The 21,462-nt window shown below is 41.8% G+C and carries 21 protein-coding genes; 10 read left to right on the top strand and 11 right to left on the bottom strand.

Translation table 11 applies throughout. The features are described 5' to 3' along the window. From BMY70_RS12375 to BMY70_RS12395, 5 genes are all read right to left on the bottom strand, one after another. Positions 1-208: hypothetical protein (locus BMY70_RS12375; protein ID WP_218148623.1), on the bottom strand; the 208-nt coding region annotated here is incomplete at its 3' end. Between the two features lie 178 nt (positions 209-386). Continuing rightward, positions 387-1,313, bottom strand: a complete 927-nt coding sequence (locus BMY70_RS12380) for a sensor histidine kinase (RefSeq protein ID WP_177197014.1) — start codon at positions 1,311-1,313, stop codon at positions 387-389. A 339-nt stretch (positions 1,314-1,652) separates the two neighbouring features. Further along, positions 1,653-2,054 carry a hypothetical protein gene (locus BMY70_RS12385; RefSeq protein WP_090335525.1) on the bottom strand — a complete coding sequence of 134 codons (402 nt, stop codon included), beginning with the start codon at positions 2,052-2,054 and terminating at the stop codon, positions 1,653-1,655. Between the two features lie 358 nt (positions 2,055-2,412). Beyond that, complete coding sequence (locus BMY70_RS12390; RefSeq protein WP_090335526.1) at positions 2,413-2,763, bottom strand: nuclear transport factor 2 family protein; 351 nt, start codon at positions 2,761-2,763, stop codon at positions 2,413-2,415. 39 nt (positions 2,764-2,802) lie between these two features. Next, on the bottom strand, positions 2,803-3,672 hold the full coding sequence (locus BMY70_RS12395; RefSeq protein ID WP_090335527.1) for an alpha/beta fold hydrolase: 870 nt from the start codon (positions 3,670-3,672) through the stop codon (positions 2,803-2,805). Between the two features lie 97 nt (positions 3,673-3,769). On the opposite strand from BMY70_RS12395, the gene BMY70_RS12400 reads away from it, so the two are divergent. Next, positions 3,770-4,669, top strand: a complete 900-nt coding sequence (locus tag BMY70_RS12400; RefSeq protein WP_090335528.1) for a LysR family transcriptional regulator — start codon at positions 3,770-3,772, stop codon at positions 4,667-4,669. Here the strand turns inward: BMY70_RS12400 and BMY70_RS12405 are convergent. The 4 genes from BMY70_RS12405 to BMY70_RS12420 form a co-directional block, all read right to left on the bottom strand. Next, positions 4,662-5,573 carry a helix-turn-helix domain-containing protein gene (locus BMY70_RS12405; RefSeq protein WP_090335529.1) on the bottom strand — a complete coding sequence of 304 codons (912 nt, stop codon included), beginning with the start codon at positions 5,571-5,573 and terminating at the stop codon, positions 4,662-4,664. The genes BMY70_RS12400 and BMY70_RS12405 overlap by 8 nt on opposite strands. Positions 5,574-5,607: 34 nt before the next feature. Then, entirely contained in the window at positions 5,608-5,967 is a 360-nt protein-coding gene (locus BMY70_RS12410; RefSeq protein WP_090335530.1) for a hypothetical protein, read from the bottom strand. Between the two features lie 62 nt (positions 5,968-6,029). Continuing rightward, positions 6,030-6,935 (bottom strand): alpha/beta hydrolase, encoded by a 906-nt coding sequence (locus BMY70_RS12415; RefSeq protein WP_218148624.1) that lies wholly within the window; start codon positions 6,933-6,935, stop codon positions 6,030-6,032. 131 nt (positions 6,936-7,066) lie between these two features. Next, on the bottom strand, positions 7,067-7,285 hold the full coding sequence (locus BMY70_RS12420) for a hypothetical protein (protein WP_090335532.1): 219 nt from the start codon (positions 7,283-7,285) through the stop codon (positions 7,067-7,069). A gap of 78 nt (positions 7,286-7,363) precedes the next feature. On the opposite strand from BMY70_RS12420, the gene BMY70_RS12425 reads away from it, so the two are divergent. The 4 genes from BMY70_RS12425 to BMY70_RS12435 all read left to right on the top strand — a co-directional run bounded on the left by BMY70_RS12425 (position 7,364) and on the right by BMY70_RS12435 (position 9,583). Continuing rightward, a complete protein-coding gene (locus BMY70_RS12425) occupies positions 7,364-7,756 on the top strand; it encodes a RidA family protein (protein ID WP_090335533.1) in 393 nt (130 codons plus the stop codon). A gap of 127 nt (positions 7,757-7,883) precedes the next feature. After that, positions 7,884-8,756 carry a sialate O-acetylesterase gene (locus BMY70_RS12430; RefSeq protein ID WP_090335534.1) on the top strand — a complete coding sequence of 291 codons (873 nt, stop codon included), beginning with the start codon at positions 7,884-7,886 and terminating at the stop codon, positions 8,754-8,756. Positions 8,757-8,903: 147 nt separating this feature from the next. Further along, on the top strand, positions 8,904-9,080 hold the full coding sequence (locus BMY70_RS30880; RefSeq protein ID WP_177197015.1) for a KOW domain-containing RNA-binding protein: 177 nt from the start codon (positions 8,904-8,906) through the stop codon (positions 9,078-9,080). After that, positions 9,077-9,583, top strand: coding sequence for an aldo/keto reductase (locus BMY70_RS12435; protein WP_229209586.1), 507 nt, complete (start codon positions 9,077-9,079; stop codon positions 9,581-9,583). The genes BMY70_RS30880 and BMY70_RS12435 overlap by 4 nt, the downstream gene beginning before the upstream one ends. A gap of 25 nt (positions 9,584-9,608) precedes the next feature. Here BMY70_RS12435 and BMY70_RS31295 read toward each other — a convergent pair whose 3' ends face one another. After that, entirely contained in the window at positions 9,609-9,752 is a 144-nt protein-coding gene (locus BMY70_RS31295; RefSeq protein ID WP_229209587.1) for a hypothetical protein, read from the bottom strand. Between the two features lie 99 nt (positions 9,753-9,851). Between BMY70_RS31295 and BMY70_RS12440 the strand changes: the two genes are divergently transcribed. From BMY70_RS12440 to BMY70_RS12455, 4 genes are all read left to right on the top strand, one after another. After that, a complete protein-coding gene (locus BMY70_RS12440) occupies positions 9,852-10,421 on the top strand; it encodes a Crp/Fnr family transcriptional regulator (RefSeq protein WP_090335535.1) in 570 nt (189 codons plus the stop codon). A 77-nt stretch (positions 10,422-10,498) separates the two neighbouring features. Further along, the gene (locus BMY70_RS12445; RefSeq protein ID WP_229209588.1) at positions 10,499-11,365 is read left to right on the top strand and encodes an SDR family oxidoreductase; all 867 of its coding nucleotides are present in this window, start codon (positions 10,499-10,501) and stop codon (positions 11,363-11,365) included. Between the two features lie 381 nt (positions 11,366-11,746). Next, a complete protein-coding gene (locus BMY70_RS12450; protein WP_090335537.1) occupies positions 11,747-12,052 on the top strand; it encodes an ArsR/SmtB family transcription factor in 306 nt (101 codons plus the stop codon). A 54-nt stretch (positions 12,053-12,106) separates the two neighbouring features. Next, entirely contained in the window at positions 12,107-13,099 is a 993-nt protein-coding gene (locus BMY70_RS12455; protein WP_090335538.1) for a zinc-dependent alcohol dehydrogenase family protein, read from the top strand. Positions 13,100-13,487: 388 nt separating this feature from the next. Here BMY70_RS12455 and BMY70_RS12460 read toward each other — a convergent pair whose 3' ends face one another. After that, positions 13,488-17,603 (bottom strand): hybrid sensor histidine kinase/response regulator transcription factor, encoded by a 4,116-nt coding sequence (locus tag BMY70_RS12460; RefSeq protein ID WP_090335539.1) that lies wholly within the window; start codon positions 17,601-17,603, stop codon positions 13,488-13,490. Positions 17,604-18,213: 610 nt separating this feature from the next. On the opposite strand from BMY70_RS12460, the gene BMY70_RS12465 reads away from it, so the two are divergent. Beyond that, positions 18,214-21,450 carry a SusC/RagA family TonB-linked outer membrane protein gene (locus BMY70_RS12465; protein WP_229209589.1) on the top strand — a complete coding sequence of 1,079 codons (3,237 nt, stop codon included), beginning with the start codon at positions 18,214-18,216 and terminating at the stop codon, positions 21,448-21,450. The last annotated feature ends 12 nt before the right edge of the window (positions 21,451-21,462 follow it).

Consider the following 21,462-nt stretch of genomic DNA (forward strand, 5'->3'; position numbering starts at 1 on the left):
CGAAGTCTTCATACGGAAGTAGGATCTTTTTACGATCCGCCTGCTGGATCAAAAAAGACTCGTACTCCTGTTCGCTCATGTTAAGATACTTGATAACCGTGCGCCGGTTCAGTACCAGGTAACTGCTGATGTGCCGGACGGACAGACCTTCACGGTGCATTCGGTGGATTTCGAAATAAGTCATAAATTTGGCTAAATACACATTCATAAATGCCAGGGTTGGTAAGCCGGCAATTTAGGTGTAGAAAGCTTTGGGGGCATGCCCCCAAAGCTTTCTATCTGGTGCATTCTTGTTACCAATTATGGTGCACTCTTATTTACCAATCGTGGTGCATTGTTATTTACCGATCACACATGCTGTTCATCATCAATTATAATGCAATCTATCATACCGGAAATGTTATTTTTAATGATACATTAAAATGAATTTCACTTTCCTTAATTAAAAACTCGGAATGGTTTCCGTAAGTCAGTTTGAGCTGCTGCCTGATATTATGGAGGCCGATACCATTTGAAAGTTCTTTTAACCCTTTTCCCTTTTTGTTGCTGATCTCAAATGATAATTCGTTCACAGACGTATTGATCTTAATCCGCATGCTATGGACCGGATCATGTAAATCTCCATGTTTGAAAGCATTTTCAACGAGTGTAATAAGTACCAGGGGAACAATGCTGATAGACTGGTCATCAATCTGCTCGTCGTACCGGATGTTTAATCTGTGATTGTGACGACGTTGATTAATCTCGATCACATTTTTCATGTGTTCCAATTCGTCCATAATATTGACGGTTCCATCAATGCTGACATTTTTCCCAAGCGCATATCTCATGATATTGGCTAGTATCAGTATGGAATCTGCGGTCTCTCTATCCAGTTTGATAACCTTTGCGTATATGAAACTTAGGGAGTTGAATAAAAAATGCGGGTTAATCTGGTGCTTCAATGCGCTGAGTTCTGCTTCGGTCTTTTCCTTTTCCAGCAAGATTCGCTCTCTGCCTTTGTGAACCCAGTCAACCAGCAGTGCCGCAGAAAAGCTGGTAACCATAACATACACATAAGAGATTAAAAGTAGCCATCCAATACTATCTTCGGGTAAAATTGGTGGAGAAGAAAAAGAACTATTACGCTCCCGTTGTCGTATCTCAATTGCATATGAAATGTAATCAAATGCAAACTTGACGGTGAAGAACAGCAATCCAATAATAACAACCTTTCGGATACTCTGTTCTTTACGCATTGCAGGAAGTATTACCACGAAAATGAGCATGTAATGTGTGATTACCGACTCGATAACGAAGGTCAGAATATTCAACAGTATACCGGTTTGACCGGCGAAGTTTCGTGCGGTTTGTGCTGGATTAACCACATAAGAGAGAAAAAAAAACGAGCCGTAAAGACACAAGGACAATAATGCTAACAATATCAGCCGCTTATAATTTACTCTAAGAAACTCCCATGCTGATTTTAACATTTCATTAAATTAAGAAAATTCGAATAAGTCAGATTCCTGAAACCTATTAACGGGTTAAGCGGCAATCGAATTACGTTTTCCATTATCCAATCCCGAGATTCGTAGACAATTGCATAGATCTTGCATAACCAGGTTCTCGATCTGTGCAATTATTTGTGCGATAGGATTCTACGAAATCTTCTATTCGTATTTAATAAATGTGGCAACAATCTTTTTTTCCTTAATATCCATTGTCGAAGATGAATTAGTAGCAACGACTTTCTGTTTTTTTGTTTTGGAAACCACGGCTGTTCCATTTTGCTGCGTGGAAATTACATCTTCGGTAAGGCTCATAATCACTCCATCTGCGCCGTTGGCCTTACCCAACTCTATAACCTTTTGCTGCATAGCGCCCATTGAGCTGAAACCTTTTGCAAGATTAGTCGTGCCCATAGTGATGTAATTTTTTTTAACATCTGATTTATCAAGATAGACATCTACATTTTGAGTGGGTGAATAAGTTTTCCCGAAATAGGATGGCTTCGAGCATGCCGCTAATAATGTGATGACCAGAAAGACGAGTAAGTGAATTAATGCTTTCATTTCAATTGTTCTTATTGTTTTAAGATATAACTGGTTTATTTCAGACGGAGAAGGAGCCTGTTGATTACATCAGGGTAATTGGTAAAAACACGATGTTTTTAGACTCACTTTCTGATTGAAAATTTCTTTTTCCTAAACCATAAAACAAAAGTAGTGGGGCAGGCAAACTTGAAAAAATCTATTATTTAAACAGGCGTTTTGTAAATGCCAATGCAAATAGATATACTATTTCAAAAGTGCGGCATGTCGTTAGAAAACTCGTGGCCGGAAAATAAAAGGCTATAACCGGCCACTAACAGAGAATTATATCTCCGTACAAGTTTGAACTTTGAAGATGGTAATATGTTCTGGTAAATGTTTATGGAATTTCGATGACATATGCTCTTAATTCAGCCATCTTGCCATCCTGAAAACGCCAGACATCGCAATAGGAATAGTTGATTTTTTTTCCACTTTCGTCCTTCATGCTGATCTTTCCCATTGCAGAGACTAAATCACCTTCGGCAATTAAATGTTCAACATCAAACTCCGGTGGTTCCAAATAGGCTTCTTTCATATAAGCTCTAACCGCATCCTTTCCGTGCAGCGTCTGGTCGCCCACAAATTCGTACCGAATGTTTTCAGCGCAAAAAAATAGAAATCCTTCATTATCTCCTGCGGCCACCGCGGCGTTCGCTTTCAATAATGTTGCCTTGTTATCTGAATTCATGTTGAGATATACATTGTTTAATAAATATTTACCGCGAGCCTAAATCGCCAGGGTTTTCATAAATTCTAGTATATCAGCTCCGATCTCCGCGGCGTTAGTTTCGAGGGCAAAGTGACCTGTATTGTAAAACTTCAAGATCGCTTCCGGCAGATCCTTTTTATATGCTTCAGCTCCGGCGGGTAAAAAATACGGATCTTTGTTTCCCCAGACCAACAATAATTTTGGCTGGTATGTTCGGAAGTATTTGTGAAATTCCGGGTAAAGTGCAACATTGGTTCTGTAATCTTTCACCAAATCCAGCTGTATCTCAATATTGCCCGGCCTGTCCAGAAAATGCTGGTCAAGCGTATAGGTCTCGGGCGCGATTAATGATGGGTCGGGAACACCTTCATGGTATTGAAACCAGGTTGCCTTATAAGAAACAAAATCCCTGAGCGACTCACGGTTTGCTTGCGACGGATCTTTCCAATATCGCTGTATCGGGCTCCATTCCTTGCTCAGACCTTCTTCATAAGCATTGCCATTTTGGGAGATGATGCCAGTAATCTTTTCGGGATTTGCCATGGCTAGGCGCAGACCTACCGGCGCGCCGTAGTCAAAAACATAAATGGCAAAACGTTTCATGCCAAGTTGATCAATGAATGCTTGCATCGTGTTGGCAAGATTGTCAAAAGTATAGCTGAATTCCTGAGTTTCCGGCGCGTCAGAATAGCCGAATCCAGGCAAGTCCGGGGCAATAACATGATATTGTTTGCTCAGGGTCGGAATCAGGTTTCTGAACATATGAGAGGACGTGGGGTAACCGTGCAGCAAAAGTAAGGTAGGTGCATCGGGCGCTCCCGCTTCCCTGTAAAATATGTTTAAATCATTGACTATTAACTTTTTGTAATGAACTGATGTACTTTCCATATTAATCTTTGTTTTTGATATGTCAAAATTAACCCTGATATTTGATCATAACAAACGATTAATAGTGATAGAATAAATCACTTTTTATGATTAGCGAATGAATACTAACGATCTGAAAATTTTTGAAGCCGTTGCAGTGACTGGAAGTTTTACCAAAGCGGCCGCAGCGATGTTTACGGTACAATCCAACGTCACTGCCAGGATTAAAAGCCTGGAAGAAGAATTTGGTGCGGAACTGTTTTCCCGTACATCCCGCAAGGTCGAGCTTACTTCCAGCGGCAAAATTTTAATGCATTATTGTAAACAGATCGGTAGTCTGGTCGCTGATGCTAAAAGCAGCATCCAAAGTAACACCAAAATAAGTGGTAGTCTCAAAATCGGGTGTATAGAAACGACTATGGCTTTAAAAGTCCCTGAGATTCTGAACCATTTTGAAGAGAAGTTTCCGGATGTCGAATTGGAGTTTAAATCCCAGATGAGAAATGCACTAATTGATGATGTATTGAATTTCAATCTGGATGCAGCATTTGTATCGGGACCAATTAATGTGAGCGGCCTGGAACATATCAAAGTCAAGGAGGAACAACTTGTCATTTTAACTGCTTCGCAGGGGCCGGAAATTGGAGAATTACTTGCAAAAAAACATGTAAAGATCGTGGTGTTTGGAGAGGGCTGCATATTCAGAACAAGACTGGAATCCTGGTTAAGCTCCAAAGGCATAGTGCATTATAAAAATACTGTACTTAATTCAATTGAAGGTATTATCAACTTTGTCGAAGCTGGTTTAGGTATCAGCATCTTGCCCGAAGAGGTAGTTTCAAGATATTATGCAGGCAGGAAACTGACCAAATATGCTTTAAACAAACAACTGGGAACGATGAATACCGTCATGATTTATAGAAGTGATAAAATCCAATCCGGCGCATTAAGGGCATTTATTGACTTGTATTTTCACGCAGGTAAAGGATCAGATATTGGCGATAGATTTTTTAGTTAAAGGATTCCCGGAACGCAAGGGGCGACATTTCGGTTTTGTTTTTAAACAATTTATTGAACGATTGCGGACGCTCGAAGCCTAAATTATAGGCGATTTCAGAAACCGATAGATTACTGGCGGTCAAGTATTCCTTCGCTTTTTCAATCATTTTTTCGTGGATGTGTTGCTGCGCACCTTGTCCGGTGAGAGAACGCAGCGCATCACTTAAATAATTTGATGACAGGTTGAGTTGGCTCGCCAGATATTCTACTGTAAGAACGCCGTTTTCTACACCCAGTTCATTTTTGAAATAACTTTCAATCATACTTTCAGTTTTTGTCAGCAAATCATGATTAACCACCTTGCGCGTTATAAACTGTCTTTCGTAGAACCGCGCGCTATATTGAAGCAATAAATCTATTTGTGCCAAAATAACGTTTTGTGTATGATTGTCGATATGCTGATATTCTTCTTCAATCTTTTTAAAAATGGCAATCACGTTTTCTTCCTCTCTCTCTGAAAGATGGAGGGCTTCGTTAACCGAATAGGAGAAGAAGCTGTAATGCTTAATATTTATCGCTAGTGGATTTTTTCCTAAGAAATCAGGATGAAACATCAGTACATAACCGTTTCCTGACTTATTATTATAGGAATTGGCTTCATCCACTTCTACCGATTGAACTTGTTTTGGTGCAGTGAAGGTCATTGTGCCCCGATCGAAATCATAATAGTTCTGGCCGTATTTTATTTTCGACTGAATGTTATTTTTCAGCGAGATGCTGTAAAAGTTTGTAGTAAATTTTTTCCAGACATCAGAAGCGACGGCATGCAGTTCCGAGACATGGACCACGCTGATCAGAGGGTGCATTGGTGGTGCAACAGAGAGCAGTCGGTGAAATTCGGATAGTGAGTTGATGACTTGCATATTTTTATGTTTGGGAAATATTGTGCTGCCCAGGTCAAAGCGTTTGTTTCCAGTACAAAAAACCGAAGATTATCGGAGCAATCATTTCGATCAGCAACCAGTATAATTGTTTGATAAAAAATCCATCTGACACCAGCCCGGTTAATCTTGCCATGATAATACCAAGTGTCAGTGATACCAAAAGCCCTGCGGCTAATGATCCCCACGAAGTCCAGGTATTGTTAAATATCATAAATCCGCCCAAGCCGATCAACATGCCCCATTTTACTCTTTTTTCTATCATCTGGTAAGCGTCTACGGATGTTGAAAATTTACTGAAAAGATCGGGTTTGATGGCCAGAATTAGCCCGGCGCTCAACAAAATTACGCCTGATATTTTAAGGAGTAAATTCATAGTCAATTTAAAAGATAAAACTAATGTCTTTTATCAGGTTCATTTTTTTGCCACTCGTTCTGTTAAAGATTTTCCTGGAAAAAAGGAATAATTTGTTGCAAAGCCTCATTGGTAGCCTTGGGCTGGTCATATAAATCGTAGTGTCCGGCACCCTTTACAGTATAAATTTTTTTGTTATCGGAAGCAGCTTTATTATATAAATCGAAACCGTCCCGGTATGAACCAAAAGCACCCACTTTATCACCAACAATTACCAAAAGCGGTTGTGTAAGGAAATATTCGGCCAGATGAAAAGCATCAAACATGATCAGATTTGCCATACTGGTAAACAGCAGTTTATTGCAGGAGTTTGGGTGTTGCCCACGCGGCGTCCTGTAATAATCGATAGCTTCCATTAGATCCAGTTCTTCCATACCCGCACGTTTGGCTTCCTGCACAGAATTCGGTATCCAGTTATTGATGAGTTTTTCAGCGCCATTAGCTTCGGCGGTGCGTTGCTGCGCAACAGCTTTGAGAGTTTCCACAGGTTTGGCTTCTCTGAATGCCCGGCTTGCATTGGTTGCTGCCACGGTCGCGATTGCCTTAATCCTTTTTTCCGAGATGGAAGCATTGGCTGCGTAGCCACCACCTGCACAAATACCCAGCGCTCCTATGCGCTCATTGTCAACAAATTCCAGCGTGGTAAGAAAATCTATGGCACACCGGATGTCTTCAACCCTGGTGGCCGGGTCTTCTAAAAATCTTGGCTCCCCGCCACTTTCTCCTTGAAAAGAGGCGTCGAAAGTTAGAGTAATAAACGCGCTTGTCGCGAGTTGGCTAGCATACAAACCAGCGGTTTGCTCCTTCACGCTGCTTCCCGGATGCACACAGACAATAGCCGGATATTTGTTTGTTTTATCAAAATTTTCCGGAAGATATAAGTTTCCGGCTACATCCCAGTTTCTGTTTTTGAAAGTTATTTTTTGCATGATTCTCTGGTTAATATTGACAATGCAAAAGTCCTAAATTATAAAAACAGGGTTGTTTCCGGATTACGGTTAGTTGTGTCCAAATTGATGGTACCATGATATGCAGCAGAATCTGGCGATCAGTTAATTGTTCAGATCAATGCCAGTTTGGTAGATAAAAACGTCTTTTTAATTTCGCTTGTGCAACGTTTAGGTGCTCTTGAAATCAGTTTCATAATGATCGACAGCCAGGCGGTTGAATCCTTGTTTCTCTCTTTGGTATCGACAAAACGCCTGTTCAGATAATATATTTCTTTCGCGATTGCTTGCCGGGTTACTTTTGCTTCGCGGTTTGGGGCAGTATAAAACATTGAAGTTTTGACTATCCGTTATTCAAGTCGCATAACCGATCAACTAATTGTCATCATCTTTGCAAAACAAAAAATATCATGATAAAAACAGTTATCAATCCCTGGACCTGGCAGGAAGAACTCGCTTATGTACAGGCAGTAGAAGTCACAGGCACAAAAGGAACATTGTACTGCTCAGGTCAGGCAGCGGTGCATGCCGACGGGACACCCAGCAATGCTGATATGCGCACGCAGCTCTGTTTGGCGATACAGAATCTGGAAGCGGTTATTGGTGAAGCGGGTTATAAATGCCGTGATATTGTTAAGCTCACTGTCTACACGACTTCGTCTGATGAGTTTATCAAAAATTGTTTTGATATCTTTCGTGAATTTGTGGCAAAACACGAAATGAGACAGGCAGTTACGCTGATGCAGGTTGTTGCCCTGAACCAGACATTAAACATAGAGCTGGATGCAATTGCAGTTAGATAGGGCCACTGATCATAGCTTGAAGACGAACGCGCTGAAAATGGAAAAGCCTGGATTGTGGCGGAAATGATGCTACATCCTGTTACCCCGATAACCATTGGGGTTTAGAGTGATTTTATTAATTTGATTTATGGATAGAGAAGATCATACCGTGTATTCATTTCTGATGATAGGCCAGTCTAATATGGCGGGCCGTGGATATGTCAAAGATGTTAAACCTATTTATGACGAGCATATTAAAATGCTGGTGAACGGGAGATGGCAAACAATGAGTGAGCCGATAAATTTTGACAGACCGACTTCAGGAATTGGGCTTGCTGCATCCTTTGCAGGCGCCTGGCGTATCAAAAATGAAAATTCACAGATAGGTCTGATTCCTTGTGCAGAGGGTGGATCCAGTCTGGATGACTGGGAAGTGGGAGGGCCACTTTTTAAAAATGCTGTATTTCAGACGAAACTTGCGCAACACATTAGTTCGCTTAGTGGAATTTTATGGCACCAGGGAGAAAATGATAGCTTTGGGGGACGGTCCGGTTGCTATTTTGATAAATTGAAGAATCTTGTAGCTGCATTTCGCCGTGAACTGCAAGCCCCGGATATACCCTTCATTGCCGGAGGTTTGGGTGATTTTTTAAGCAGCGGCAGGTACGGGAAGTATTTTACCGAATATAATTCCGTTAACAATGCGCTTCATCAATATGCGGAAACAACAGAAAACAGCTATTTTGTCGCTGCATCTGACCTGACAGCCAACGCTGACGGGCTCCACTTTGATGCCATTTCGCAGCGGAAGTTTGGTATTCGATACTTCGAGGCTTTTTTTAGTCAGAAAAATGTGCTTGGACCACTCAATAACGAAAATGAGCTTATTAACAGAATTCAGGACAAACCTTTAACCAGGACGGAGAAGGCAGCCTTACTTGAAATCAGTTTTGCGCTAGGTGAACTATCGCTGGCTGACTTGGAAGAGCAGTTGTCAAAATTGAACGCACTGTCGTCGTAGTGCAAAAGCGAAAATAGAAAAGCTTTGACGGCTTTCTTTTGAAGTCAGTACGAGCCAATTAAAATTCATGACACTTTTTATTGATACTTATGCATCAGCAAATTTACTGGCTGATCAAAAAGTTGCAAAATACTTAATGAAATTGAAATGCAAAAAGAGCTGAAATTCAGGATCGGTGATGGTGTGTCTGTAATCACCGGGCCACTTAAAGGGATTTACGGAACAGTTATTTTCTTTGATGAAGAAACATCAAAGTACCTGATCCGATTTACCGGATCGCAGCAGATCTATTTTTCCGAAGGTGAGATCATCTTCTGGAAATGATCAACGGTTGGAAGAGCCATCAAAAAAAGCGGTCGGTCCCGCTCAGGCGTACCGCTGATGCGGTGCCCAGGGAAGAACTATTCATTACCACGAAGCTTTGGGTGCAGGACACCGGTTATGAAAAGACCAAGATAGCTTTTGAAAGGTCACTCAAAGAATTGCAGCCGGAGTATCTTGACCTTTATCTGATCCATCAGGCAATGAGAGATTATTATGGTTCTTGGCGTGTTATGGAGGAGCTGTGTAAAGAAGGTAGGGTCCGCGGTATCGGCGTCAGTAATTTTTTTCCGGACAGGGTTGTTGATCTGATCGCACACAACGAGATAATTCCTGCGGTCAATCAGATAGAAATTAATCCCTTCTACCAGAGAGCTGATGAGCATGAATTATTAAAAAAACACAACATTCTTACACAATCCCGGGCATCTTTTGCAGAAGGGAAAATGATTTCTTTAATAATGAGTTACTTACCGCCATTGCGCGGAAATATAATAAATCCGTAGCACAGGTTACTTTGCGCCGGCTTGTTCAGCAGGAGATTCCTGTCATTCCAAAGTCAGTGCGTGAAGAACGGATGGTCGAAAATTTCAGCATCTGGATTTTGAGCTGAGCCCGGAAGATATGAATGATATAGCCACTCAGGACACCGGAAAAACCGTTTTCTTCGATCATCGCGATCCGGAAACTGTTGATTGGCTGACAAAGCTAATTTTCTACTAATCTGAATGAAATTAGCATAAGGCGTGTTAACAACAAATATATCGTTTACACATGAAAGAGTTGATCGACTATATTTTGCGGTTCGGCAATTTAAACAAACAGCAAACCGACCTGATTGCAAGCAAAGCGAAGAAGTTTGAACTTAAAAAGGACGAATACTTCTCCGAAGCCGGAAAAATCCCAAAGCAGGTCGGATTTGTTCTGGATGGCGTATTTCGTTTTTGTTATTTCAACAACAAAGGCGAAGAAATCACTAATTACTTCATTGATGGTATCAGTTTCGTTATTGACTATCAAAAATTTCATAGTCAGGTAATTGCCTCCGAATACATCCAGGCTGTTACCGACTGCGACATGCTTATATTTTCAAAAAAAGATTGGGACGAACTCTCGAACACAATCGTTGGTTGGGATAAAATCGAAGCCAAAATCTATCAAAAATGCATGACTGAGGCGATAGATAGAAGAAGTCCGCTGGTTTCCGAAGATGCCACCACGCGTTACTTATCGTTCATTGAAAAATTTCCAAATCTTGTCAATCGTATTCCACTTTCTTATGTTGCTTCTTACCTGGGAATTACCCAGCAATCACTGAGCAGAATAAGAAAAAACATCCGTTGAATTTGCTTTTTACCATTTGTTAAATGATCGCTTTTTTTGGATAACGAAATTTGCATCATTAAATAAAATGGAAAAGAATGATGAGCAAAAAAGTAGTATTAATAACAGGAACAAATAGCGGATTTGGATGGCTTACAGTCCATAGCGTTGCGGCGTTGGGGCATAAAGTGTACGCTACCATGAGGGATACTGATGGAAAAAATGCTGAACAGGCAAAGGCCTTGGCGCAGCTGGAAAACGTGAATGTTCTGGATGTGTCACTGACAGACGAGGCAAGTATCACGAGTGCTGTCGATACCATTATCGCTGCGGAAGGCACTATTGATGTGCTGGTCAATAATGCAGGCGTGACGATGTTCGGCGTGGCCGAAAGCGCTACGCCGGCAGATGTGCAGCGAATATTTGATGTCAATGTGATAGCCCCATGGAGATTGATGAAAATGGCCTTGCCATTTATGCGTAAGCAATCTGAGGGTTTGATCATTAATGTTTCAAGTGGGTTTGGAAGATTCTCCGCTCCATTTTCAGCAGTTTATGGCGCTTCAAAGTTTGCTTTGGAAGGATTAAGCGAAGGTTCGCATTATGAATTGCGTCCGTTGGGTGTGGATGTAGCCATTGTTCAACCTGGAACTTTTCCTACCGAGATGTCCCAAAAAGTTCAATTTGGCTCAGACACATCGGTTGTTGACGATTATGCTTCAATCGCTGATTTTCAAAATAAAATGTTTGGTGCTATTGGTCAGATCTTGGAAACTGTAAAACCAAATCCGCAGGAGGTGGCAGATGCAGTTGTTCACCTGATCAATTTACCAAAAGGACAAAGGCCATTAAGAACAGTTGTCGATCCCAGTACAGGAGAAATTGTTAAGATGGCCAACGACGCTGTTAAAATCGAATACACAAAAGTTTTAACCGCATTTGGTATGGAAGGTCTTTTGGAATAAATTTTGGTTGAGATTTTTTTGAAATAATAAAAAGCGGCAGTGGCTGTCACCAGATCAAAGCCACTGCCTTTTTTTCTCAATATTTTCAATTTCTGTACTTTTTCAACGCCAGGTCCGAAATAGTCAGATCTTTGGAACAGATACTGACTGAATTTAGGGCTACCGGAAACGGCATAACAGTAAATATCTAAACTGAATAATCGGCACATCTTTTAAGAGAAGCTCCATAACTTTAATACTGGATGATAATAACAAAAATCAGCAGACTTTGTCATGCTGACTGACAGGTGCTTTACGAAGAATGATTTTTGAAAAACATTTCTAAAAACAAATTGGAAATATTTTTTGTAGGTATTTAGGTAATTTCCTAAATTTGCAATTATGATATTACTAGAAGTTTTAAAGTCATTGTCAAATCAAACACGGTTAAACATCCTTGAATGGTTGAAAGAGCCTTTTGCACACTTTCCTGAGGATGAGTTAGCGGATTATTCTCCAGAATTCGGCGTATGTGTTTCTGATATCGCAAAAAAAGCAGGGATGTCAGTTCCGACTGTTTCCGTTTACTTAAAGACAATGATGTCCGCCAATATTTTGATCGCAACTAGAAAGGATCAGTGGACATATTACAAGAGGAATGAAGAAGCAATTCAAGAATTAGCACAGTACATAAAGGTTAGCCTGTAATTATTTTTTTATCATACAATTTAGATTTTTACCTAATTAACTAAAAGCAAAAAAATGAAAGCAGCAATTTTAAATGAGTTCGGCCCTGTCGAAAATTTCGAAATCGTAGACGTGCCGATGCCAAAACCAGGCTTTGGGGAAGTTTTGGTTAAGGTCTTTGCAACATCTGTGAACCCTCTGGATTTTCAAGTCCGTCGTGGCGATTATAAAAATGAATTGACCTTACCTGTCATCACGGGCCATGATGTCTCCGGTGAAATTGTAGAAGTGGGTCATGGCGTAGAAAATTTCAAGGTTGGTGATCAGGTTTATTATACCCCCGAGATTTTTAATGGGCAGGGAAGTTATGCGCAGTATCATTGCGCGAATGAATCTATTATTGGGTTAAAACCAAAAAATATCAGTCATCTCGAAGCTGCAACGCTTCCACTGGCAGCCGGTACGGCTTGGGAAATGTTGGTTACGAGGGCACAGCTAAAAGTTAATCAGACTATCCTGGTTCACGGTGGTGCCGGGGGCGTAGGGATACTGACTATTCAGATTGCAAAAGCAATGGGAGCGATCGTTTTCACCACAGCCAGGAAAGTTCATCACCAAGTTCTTCGTGAATTAGGAGCTGATCACGTGATCGACTACGAAAATGAAAATTACATTGATGCGATTCAGCAAATAACAGGTAGTAAGGGGGTCGACGTGGTTATTGACACGATTGGAGGTAATACACTTTCTGATAGCGGGCAGATCCTTAGTCAGATGGGGCAGGTAGTTACTGTGGTCGATATTGAAAAACCTCAAAACCTTATTCATGCCTGGGGGAAAAATGCAACTTATCATTTTGTGTTTACCAGGCAAAATCGAAATAAATTGGAGGAAATAACGAAACTGGTAGAAACTAAAAAGTTAAAGCCAGTTCTGAACAAAGTGTTTTTGTTATCAGAAATAAGTAAAGCTCATAGTCTGCTGGAAAACAAGATTGGCGATAAAAATTTCTATGGGAAAATTGGGATACAAATACACGATACAAATAGTGATCCAATAAAAAATTAAACGAATTGACCAGATATTTTATAAGGGCGAATGAAACCTTAAAATGGCGTGACAGAAATTTTCGAAGTTTACCGGATTATTATCGCGATGCCGCAGACGGGTGAAACTCTCTCGCCTCGGCCATGCACTCTTTCAAATCCAGGCTTCAAGCGAGACAGCGTTTTATGTGATACGGTCGACGATGGAAGTTATTCAGAAAAGCAATAATAATTTATCCGGACAGGACAAGGGAATAGTGCAAGACTTTCATCCGGAATCTGACTGAAATGCAATAGAGGAGCGATTGGTTGAAATACATCAAACATTTAAATGGCAATTATTCAGAATCAAACTGTTCAAATTAACAGATTGTCAGATAGAAAATCGCAACGGACAACACGATATCCCGTTAGCCAATAACTTCAGGACTGAATTTTCGTTTTTTTGATTTGTATTCGGTAGGAAGCATATGAAATTTCGCTTTGAACGATTTGGAAAAGTAATTGGGAGCGGTGAATCCTGTCATGTAGGAAATCTGCGAAATACTAAGATCGCTTTTTTCCAACAGCAATGCTGCTTTTTCAAGCTTTATTGATCTGATAAATTCTATTGGTGTCTGTCCGCTCATGGCCAGTACTTTGCTGTATAGTGTTCCACGGCTCATGCCAACGTGTTTGCTCAGATTTTCCACGCTAAGTTGAGAGGTCTGAAGGTTATCTTCGATATAAAACAAAATATCTTTTAGCAGTTTTTCCTGATTGGATTCAATTTGAGGCTCCTGGCCGTAGACCTTGATATGCCGGGAGTAGACTCCTTTCAAGAGCCGGTTCAAAAGAATCAGGTTGTTTATCTTTGCATTTAAAATATCAAAATTAAAAGGTTTTGTGAGGTAGTCATTTGCTCCCGAGCTAAGGCCTTCGAGTTGCTGCTGTTCGCCGTGCGAGGCCGTTAACAATATGATCGGAATATGTTTTGTTCTATCATCTGCCTTAATTTTCTGACTTAGTTCGATACCATTCATTTCCGGCATTGCGATATCACTGACGATCAATTCAGGATGGTGGCTCAGTGTTCGCTGCCAGCCTTCCTTTCCGTTACTAGCCTCAATTACATTATAAAAAGGGGTCAGACTTTCTTTGAGGTAATGTCTGAACTCGTCGTTGTCTTCAATGATCAGAACATTGGATGGATCTTCGATATCGGGTTTCTGCTGGCTGGTAACGGTGTTTTCCTTGCTTGCAATTATTTCGGGTTGTTCCTGATTACCTTGTTTGCCGGCCTGCTCTGCCAGGTTTACAGCGCCTATGGGAAGTTGAACAGTAAAGGTGCTGCCCAAACCGGGCTGGCTGTGTACGGTGACTTTTCCCTGGTGCAACTGTACAAATTCACGAACAATAGATAAGCCGATTCCACTTCCTTGATTCAATACCGATAAGTCGGTCTCAGCCTGGAAAAATCTTTCAAAAATCAGTTTTTGTTTATCATCCTCAATACCGATTCCAGTATCCGTCACGGCAATTACCAAAAATTGCTTTTTCTCGGAATCCAGTTCCTGCGAAATTTTTAGCAGTACTTCGCCATCTTTCGGTGTAAACTTAAAAGCATTCGAAAGCAGGTTAAAAAGGATTCTTTCCAGTTTGTTTGGATCGAAGTTCATATACAGCTCCCCGGTGCTGCATTCAATTTTAAATCGAATTTCTCTTCGGATGGAAAGATCGCTGAATTGTTCACAGGTGTCTTTGATGAACAAAATAATATCCTGAAACGAGCTGTCGAGGCTAAATTCCTGCTGGTGCATATTTTTTATATCCAGAAGCTGGTCTACCAGATTAAGCAGCCTTTTTGCATTACGTTTGATCGCATTGACCGAGGGATATAATTCAGTTGTTTTAGTCTTACCCAGAAGATTTTCCGCAGGTGCTAAAATAAGCGATATTGGTGTTCTGAATTCATGGCTGAGGTTGGTGAGGAACTTTATTTTCAGCCTGTCGAGTTCCTGCGCTTGTTGAATTTCAGCGCGCTGCTGTTGTTCCTTGAACTGCTTCTTTAGATTTTGAATGCCACGACGCCTCATAAGCATCACGGCTGCCAGCGGTATAAGAAAATATAAGATATAGGCGTAGATAGTCAGGTAAAAAGGTGGTTTTACGACGACCTCGACTGACGCAATTTGACCGTTCCAGTTCACCCCGTCGCGACTTGCTTGCACTTCAAATACATAGCTGCCCGGACTCAAATTTGTATAACTGGCAATATTATTAACACTTGCTTCTGTCCACTCCGAATGCATGCCAACAAGTCGATACCGGTAGTGAACCTGTTTGGGGTTGGTGTAATCAAGGGCAGCAAAACCGAGTGAAAAATTTTGCTTATAATCCAGGTTTATTTTCTTGGCAACGGAAATGTCTGCATCTATGAAGCTGGAATCCAGAGGTGTAATGGTTCGATTACCGATCCTCAAATCTTTCAAAATAATTGGAGGGATACGCTTGCTGTCAGGAATCGCGCGTGTATCGATGTAATTAAATCCAGCAATTCCCCCAAAGAAAAGGATATCGTCATGGGTTCGGATTCCGGAACCAAGTACGAATGTCCGGTCCTGAACACCGTTGTATGACGTGTAATTGATGAACTTTTTCTTTTTTACATCAAAATAACTGACGCCCTGATTAGTACTGACCCAAATCCGGCCCTGAGCATCTTCCAGGATTTTATTGATGATGTTGCTGGCAAGTCCTTCTTTTTGTCCGTACGACAGAAAAGTTTTAGATACCGGATCATACAGAGCAAGTCCTTCGCCGAAGGTTCCAACCCAGATATTACCTTTTTTGTCTTCGAAGATCGATGAAACAATGTTACCCGGCAAATTGCTCGATTGCCTGTCAAGAAGTACCGATTTCCGTTTTACAGGATCAAATACGGCAATTCCGGTTCCGTGCGAACCTATCCATAATTTCCCTTGTCGGTCCATCAAAATATCTCTGATATATCCGTTGAGTGGAATCATTCTTTGAGAAATCGGTACTCCCGGATTGAAATATCTTTCAAAGCGGTTCTTCTCGGGATCAAACTGGTTTACTCCTCCACCGTTGGTTCCGATCCATAACTTTCCGGATTGATCCTTCTCCAAACAAAAAATTTCGTTATTGCTCAGAGTGAACGATTCTTTCCCGCGTGTATGCTGAATATAAGCACCTGTTTTTGGATTGAATTGAAATAGACCGTCTTGAAACGTTCCGATCCAGAGATCATGGTCTGAGAGCATTTTAAGGGTAAGAATGGCAAGACCCGACGCCGCATTCCGATTTTTAGGGTTGATTGGAAACTTCTTGAAAAGATTGGTACTGCGGTCATATGAATTTAGTCCGCCTCCGTCAGTCCCAACAAACAATTCTCCGGATTCAGATTCTGCAAACGAAGTGACAAATGGAGCACTTAAACCATATGGATCATTCATGTCCGAGCGTTTCAGCCCAAAAATTGCGAGGTTTTTATCGTATTTATTTACTCCGCCCTTGTAGGTACCCAGCCAGCATATCCCTTCGTTATCAATCAGGATGCTCCGTACAGATTTGTTACTTAAACTAAATTGTGTCCTCGTATCCGGCGCATACCTTGCTATATTTCCGTTTTGCATATCCAGAATATTGAGTCCTGCATCGGTACATATCCACAGACGTCGATCGGATTCCATAGCGAGCGCAAAAACCATGTTGGTGCTCAAAGAATTTTTATTACCGGATTCGAACCTAAAATTTTTTAGGATCTTTCCTTCTCCGTCAAGTTTGAACACCCCGCTGTAAGTGCCTATCCATAGATTTCCCTGTGCGTCCTCAGTAATAGACTTTACTGTAGGTGCACCACCATCCTGCGGCAGAGATTCTAAGTAATTAATGTACTCATTGTCTCTACGGGACGGATCGATTCGGTATAAGCCATTCTTTGAACCTATCCATACCCTTTGTTTTCTGTCGACGGCGATGCTGAGTATGAGCCCTTTTGAAATCTCATCAGGAATCCTCGGTATAGATAAAAAGGAACTGATCTGGTGGGTTTTGCCATCTACGTTAATCAATCCATTCGTTGTTCCCACCCAGAGTTTTCCCGACGCATCGCTTCCGATACTGGTAATGCTATGAGGTGAAGGTATACTTAAAAAAGAATCTTTTCTTCTGTTGTAAAGGTGCAGGCCACCTTCCATAGTTCCCACCCACATCTGGCCGCTGCGGTCCTGATGCAGACTGGTGATATCACTTGTTTTCAAAGATGTAGAATCTTTTTTATTGTGACGATAGACCAGCACGTCAGATCCGTCAAACCTGTTCAGGCCATCGTCTGTTGCGAACCACATAAATCCGTAACGGTCTTTTAATATAGCAGAGACCGTATTGGACGACAGACCATCCATCGCTGTCAGCGATGTGAACTTTGGTTCGGGGACCTGAGCCTGTACTGTAAATGCCCAAAAGCAAATGATAGTAAGTGTCCAGGCAAAACGAAACGAGATCAAGTTCTTGGCGTACATGAGACTGATGGGTTAACAAAGTTACCCGGGTTAATTGACCAAAATAAAAGGTAGTCGAAAAGTTGAAGGATACCGAGTGCAGCATCATATGAGGCAATGCAGGTTTCATCACAAAAGCATCTCAAAAAAGGAGAAATTAATACTTAAATACAAGTTCTTCGCAAAATCCGGCATTTTTTTTAGATGATTTGAACATTTGTGCCTTTAAAATGATCAAATATGCTCACATCAGGATTACTGGTTGTATTAATTTTGTCAACATTAAATTAAATAATATCTGGAAAAAATTATGAATAGAGTTGTGCTCGCTTTCCGTGTCAGTTAGCAGTATTAAGGTTATCTGATCATTGAAGCGGTAATACAATTCCAGCAATAGTTATGAGAAAATCTACTATTGTCAAATTGACACCAAAAAATTCTTTAATGGCTTTGCTCATTTTATTTGATCTCAGATGTATAACAAAAGATTTTTTAAACATCATTTAAACAATTCATATGACATAATAATACTATACAAAATCACGGTGAATTTCCGGTAAAATCCATCCCGAATGCTTCGATTTCGGATTTATAATGCTGTCCCTTTTTTACACATAACAATCAATGATTTATGCATGACTGTCTATTAAACCGTAGCACGTTAGCAAGGGCCGCCGGTGTCTGTGCCCTTCCGCTGTTGTTGCTGGGCGCGTCTTCTTCGCGTATTACGGCCAGCCCTTTTTCCATGGCTGACCTAACGATCAAACATAAGCGATTATCGCTTGCAGAAACCGAAATTTCCGGCAGGGTAACGGGAAAAGACGGAGAAGCGCTTCCGGGTGTCAATGTACTGGTGAAGTCAACAGTTCGTGGGACCAGCGCAGACCAGAACGGAAACTATAAACTTACAGTACAGGATAGTGACGCTGTTCTGGTGTTCTCGCTGGTAGGATATGCGTCACAAGAAGTAGCAATTGGATCTCAAAAAATTATTAATGTAACTCTTGCAGTTGACAACAAGACGCTGGAAGAAGTGGTTGTCGTTGGTTATGGAAGCCAGCGTAAAAGAGACGTGACCGGTTCGGTTGTTTCTGTAAGCGAAAGCACGTTAAAAGAAGTACCGGCACCCAACTTGATCAGTCAGCTGAAAGGCCGCGCGGCAGGTGTATCCATCATCAGTAACGGAAGCACTCCGGGTTCCCAGGGCCAGATCAGGATCAGAGGAAACAGGACACTTACGACAAGTTCAGGATCAAGTGACGGCTTGGATGGGCCGCTGGTGGTGGTTGATGGTATACCTTTTGGTGGTCTTAACGATATAAACCCGGACGATATCGTCAGTTTGGAAGTATTAAAAGATGCGTCCGCAACCGCCATTTATGGCTCACGCGGTTCGGGTGGGGTAATTCTTGTTACAACGAAAAGAGGAAAAATAGGAAAGCCGGTATTTAGCTACGACGGTTATCACGGAGAAACCCGGGTCATGGGCAAATTTAATGTTATGAATGGCGCGGAATATGCTCAGTTTAAAGCCGATGCAGCAAAATACAACCGGACCAGCCCAGGCACATCGGGTTATCTGCTTACGCAAAAGGAGCAAGAAGCGCTCGCAAATGGCGTATCGACGGACTGGCAGGACCTGATCTACAAACCTGGATTCATGTCTAATCATCAATTAGGTATGCAGGGTGGAGTTGAAAATACACAGTACTCTTTGGGACTAGGTTATTTTAATGAGACCGGTATAATTCCCGGTCAGGATTTTCAAAGGTTTAACATCCGTGCCACGATTGACCAGAAAATCGGGAAAAATATAAAGATTGGGCTCAATACGCTTAATACCCTGACCTACCAGAACACTCCTGGTGGAGGTGGTGTGCCGGGTGGGCTGGTGCGTCTGACGCCACTGGCATCACCTTACAATGCAGATGGAACCGTCAATACATTTCCCTCAGAAGGTTCTATTGATGCAGCCGGAATCAGTCCACTGACCATTATTACTAAAAAAGAATCAGCCATGGGCCGGACACGGTCTCTTCGGACTTTTAACAGCCTTTATGCAGAGGTTAATATTTTGCCAGGTTTGAAATACAGGTTCAATGCAGGTCTGAATTTCAGTCAGTCTAATTATAACGGTTATAATGGCCCGCTGACCTATTTTAATACGGCTACAACCCAAGCCGGCTCTACTGCCGAAATCAGCAATAACGAGTATTGGGACGTGAACCTTCAGCATTTGCTTTATTTCGATAAGACATTTGGCAAGCACAAACTTGGCTTTACAGCGCTGTATGAATACACGAAAAACCACGCTCTGGGCAGTCGCTTTACTGTAACCGGGGTACCGGCAGACTACATCAAAACCTCTAATTTTTCCCTTGCCTCAGGGCAACCTGTGGCTAGTTCAGATTATGGCAATTCATTTTCGGAGACGGGCCTTCTGTCCTATATGGGCAGGCTGAATTACGGCTTTGCCGATAAGTATCTGCTTACGCTGACGCTTCGCAGGGACGGATCTTCCACGCTGTCCCCAGGTAATCAATATTTCAATTATCCCGCTGTTGGCGCAGGCTGGAATGTAGTCGAGGAAGATTTTATGAAATCTATCACCTTCGTTTCTAATTTGAAACTGCGTGGAGGATGGGGTATTTCCGGTAACCGGAATGTGGGAGCCTATTCAACGCTGGGTGCTTTAACTGCCGGATATTATAATTTTGGAACTGGCACTGCAGGACAACAATTGGCTTATACTGTTACAAGTCTTCCTGCGAATAATCTGAGCTGGCAATCGACTTCCCAGCTTGACATTGGTATCGATTTTGGTTTTTTTAACAACCGTATTAGCGGCTCGGTGGACTGGTATCACCAAAAAACCAAGAATATTCTATTGTCAGTCCCGCTTCCTCCAAGTAATGGTGCCGGTTCCACGCTGAAAAACCTCGGTAAGACAGAGGGTAAAGGTTTGGAAGTGACCACCACCTTTGAGATAGTTAGAAAACCCAAAGGATTTAATTGGAGTGTTGATGCGACTTACTTCTTCAACCGCGAGAAAATTACACAGCTGACTACGCCGGAAGAAAAATCAAATCTTGGTGCAGGATGGTTTGTAGGAGAGCCGCTTTCTGTAATTTATGACTACAAAAAGTTAGGGATCTGGCAAACCAGTGATGCAGAAAATGGAACGTTGGCCACGCAAACTTCACCTGTTCAATTTGCCGGACAGATCCGTGTAGAAGACCTGAATGGTGACGGGAAGATAGATGCCAACGACCGGCAGATACTCGGTAACTTTCAGCCGAAATGGGAGGGTGGGTTAACCAGTCGTTTTAGTTTTGGAAATTTCGACGCCTCCGTTGTAACGTATGCACGTATGGGCATGAAGGTTCTCGTTCCCTATTTAACAGGCAACTCAACCGGATCAGGCGGATTTGCATTTTTCAATCAGAGCCGAGTCAACCAGGTAAAGGTAGACTACTGGACGGATACCAATCCAACCAATGCATTTCCGGCCCCCGACGCTAGTGGTGCAGTAGCCAATTTCGGATCAACATTGGGTTATTATGACGGATCCTTTATCAAATGCAGGAGTATCAACCTGGGATATACATTCAGTAACGACCTGATTAAAAAAATCGGTGGTACATCAGCCAGGATTTACGTCAATCTTACAAATCCATTCATAATCTATTCGCCTTTGGTAAAAGATGATCTGGCGATTGATCCGGAGGGAAATAGCTACGCAAGCGGCCAGTCGACACTTAACCCGCAAGGAGCAAGTGAACGGGGAGCGCCTGAACGGCAGATCTCAGTAAACCTGAACAGCCCGCCCGTAAGGCAATTTACAGTCGGTGTCAATCTCAAATTTTAATTCTGAACATTA

The organism is Dyadobacter koreensis (assembly GCF_900108855.1).
GTDB classification, from domain to species: Bacteria; Bacteroidota; Bacteroidia; order Cytophagales; family Spirosomataceae; genus Dyadobacter; species Dyadobacter koreensis.